Annotated in this window: 5 protein-coding genes; 3 read left to right on the top strand and 2 right to left on the bottom strand. The window is 63.6% G+C overall.

Annotated elements, in window-relative coordinates:
- Positions 1–1,181, top strand: a 1,181-nt coding sequence (locus V5A53_RS14390) for a redox-regulated ATPase YchF (protein ID WP_332314301.1), incomplete at its 5' end; no start/stop codon positions are given.
- Between the two features lie 119 nt (positions 1,182–1,300).
- Positions 1,301–1,498: a hypothetical protein gene (locus tag V5A53_RS14385; protein WP_332314300.1), complete on the top strand. Its 198-nt coding sequence runs from the start codon at positions 1,301–1,303 to the stop codon at positions 1,496–1,498.
- A gap of 3 nt (positions 1,499–1,501) precedes the next feature.
- On the opposite strand, the gene V5A53_RS14380 is transcribed toward V5A53_RS14385, so the two are convergent.
- Positions 1,502–1,792: a DUF7521 family protein gene (locus V5A53_RS14380; RefSeq protein ID WP_332314299.1), complete on the bottom strand. Its 291-nt coding sequence runs from the start codon at positions 1,790–1,792 to the stop codon at positions 1,502–1,504.
- A gap of 42 nt (positions 1,793–1,834) precedes the next feature.
- Positions 1,835–2,185: an ArsR/SmtB family transcription factor gene (locus tag V5A53_RS14375; protein ID WP_332314298.1), complete on the bottom strand. Its 351-nt coding sequence runs from the start codon at positions 2,183–2,185 to the stop codon at positions 1,835–1,837.
- A gap of 142 nt (positions 2,186–2,327) precedes the next feature.
- Between V5A53_RS14375 and V5A53_RS14370 the strand changes: the two genes are divergently transcribed.
- On the top strand, positions 2,328–2,759 hold the full coding sequence (locus V5A53_RS14370; RefSeq protein WP_332314297.1) for a universal stress protein: 432 nt from the start codon (positions 2,328–2,330) through the stop codon (positions 2,757–2,759).
- Positions 2,760–2,761 lie beyond the last annotated feature (2 nt).

The raw sequence follows: 2,761 nt of genomic DNA, 5'->3' as shown, positions 1-2,761 counted from the left end.
TCGGACTCGTCGGCAAGCCCTCTGTCGGCAAGTCCACCTTCTTCAATGCGGCGACGATGAACGACGTGCCGGAGGGCGCCTATCCGTTCACGACCATCGACCCCTCGGTCGGCGAGGCCTACGTTCGCGTTCCCTGTGCGGCCCCCGACTTCGATGAGACCTGCACGCCGGATACCGGCTTCTGCCGCGACGACGAGCGGTTCGTGCCCATCAAACTCGTCGACGTGGCCGGCCTGATTCCCGGCGCCCACGAGGGCGCCGGCCTCGGCAACCAGTTCCTCACCGACCTCAACGAGGCCGACGTCCTCGTCCACGTCGTCGACTTCTCCGGGAAGACCGACGCCGAGGGCGAACCCACCGAGGACCACGACCCCCGCGAGGACATCGACTTCCTCGAACACGAACTCGACATGTGGTACCTCGACATCCTCGAACGCGGTATCGAGCGCTACGAGGGCGCCTACGACAAGGCCGAAACCGACATCGAGACGGAACTCGCCGAGCAGATGACCGCCTTCCGGACCAACGAGGACGAGATCAAACGGCTCATCCGCCGCGTCGGTCTCGGCTTCGAACCCGAGGCGTGGGACGAGGTCCACCGCGAGGAACTCGCCCGCGAGATCCGCAAGGAGACCAAACCCATCGTCATCGCGGCCAACAAGATGGACACTCCGGAGGCACAGGAGAACTACGCCCAGATCGTCGACGACCCCGACTACGAGCACCTCACCATCGTCCCCGCCAGCGCCCACGCCGAGAAGGCGCTCAAAAGCGCCGACGAGAACGGCGTCGTCGAGTACACGCCGGGCGACGATAGCTTCGAGATCGTCGGCGACGTTTCCGAGGACCAGGAATCTGGCCTCGACCAGATTGCGGAATTCATCGGCGAATACGGCGGGACCGGCGTGCAGGGCGCCCTCGAAGACGCCTTCTTCGACGTCCTCGGCATGGTCGCCGTCTTCCCCGGCTCGTCGGGCGGTCTCGGAACCGCCGACGGCAAGGTCCTCCCCGACTGCTTCCTCCTGCCGGAGGGCTCGACCACCTCGGATTTCGCCTACCACATCCACTCGGACCTCGGCGACGGCCTCCTGCACGGCGTCGACTGCCGCGCGAACCGCCAGATCGGCAGCGACCACGAACTCTCCCACCGGGACGTCGTCGAACTCGTCACGACGAACTGATACGGATCGTTGTAAGGAATTTCCGGCGAGTGCCCCGGTACGGCTCGGCACTTGTCGGTAAACGACTACACCGATCCGTATGAGCGGGGACTTTTGAGGCAAGCGTCCGTATCGAACCTATGCCCGAGGATCGGAATCTCCGACGGCCGAACCGAGCGATACCGCCCCAGTCGGCCGCGATTCGTGCGGAACTCGATGCCAGCGCCCGCGAGTTGCTGCACTGTCTGAACTGCGGCCGACAGCTCGCGGCGCTGGCCCACGGCGGGTCGTGTCTCTACTGTAGCTCGGAGGCCGTCGTCGTCGAGGAATGGGAGTGAACGTCAGCGATACAGCGAGATGTAGATCATCGCGAAGCCGACGATGAACGGCACCGTCTCCGCGATCTGAAGATAGAGCAGTTCGCGACCCAGATTGCCGGTAACCCCGATCTGCGTCGTCAGGTTCGTCACCGCAACGCCCATGCTTATGAACGCAAAGCCGATGAAGGCGTACTGGAGCCGGTCGCTTCCGCGTTTCGTGTACGCTTGAAAACTGATGAGCGTCAGCCCGAGCGAGAGGCCGAAGAGAATCAGCCGCATCAGGATGAGGACGCCCTGTAGAATATCGACCATGTGCGGGGGAATCCGCGCGCACTATTAAAAGTACCCGACCCCTCACTCCCCGCCAAGGTCGTCCCACAGCTGGGTAAAGCGGTCCGGGAGGTTCTCCTTCCGGTAGATGCGAACGTCGTACTCGTCGTCTTCGAGGCGAATGACCGTGCTGTCGAAGTTGCACTCGTAGATCTTGTAGTGGTTGCCGTCCTCGGCGACGGCGGTCTGCTCGGTTACGAGGTTGTGGTCCTGTAGGAGTTCCAGCCGCCGGTAGATGGTCGGTAGCGACAGGTCACACGATTCAGCGAGCTCCTTGGCCGACCGAGGCTCACGGCTGATCGCGGCGAGTACGGTCCGCGCATGCTGGTCGCCGATCGTATCGAGAACGTCTTCGATACTACGTTCGTCGCCCACACTCGGAAGCGGGTTCGATGTCATAAAAGCGTTACTGCCGAAGGTGGGCTTTCGGTGACGGCGGCGTCCCGGCCCGGTCGTGTTCCGGCGATACTTCCGGGTCTCCTCGCGTTACAAGTGGGTGGGCCACCGAGAGGAACGTATGTACGATTCAGTACTGCTGCCGACCGATGGCAGCGACAACGCTTCCGAGGCGCTCGAACACGCCATCGGCGCCGCCGAGGCCTACGACGCCGACCTGCACATCGTCTCCGTTATCGACCGCCGCGTCGTGTTGGCGGCCGATACCGAGGACAAAGACGACGTGGAGGCCGAACTGATGGCCGATGCCGAAGACGCGGTTGCCGAACTCGCCGAGCGGGCCGAATCGGCCGGCATCGAGGTCATGACTGCGACACCCGACGGCGTCCCCCATCGCAAAATCCTTTCCTACGCCGAAGAGGCAGACATCGACCTGATCGTGCTCGGTACCCACGGCCGGACCGGCCGCGAGAAACGTCTCAACCTCGGCAGTACGACCGAACGCGTCGTCAAGGCCACCGACCGGCCGCTGCTGGTCGTCGATATCGGTTAAAA

It is taken from the genome of Natronomonas sp., assembly GCF_036625485.1.
Taxonomy (GTDB): Archaea; Halobacteriota; Halobacteria; order Halobacteriales; family Haloarculaceae; genus Natronomonas.
The sequence above is the reverse complement of the archived record's forward strand: the minus strand, read 5'-3'. Positions and strand labels throughout refer to the sequence as shown.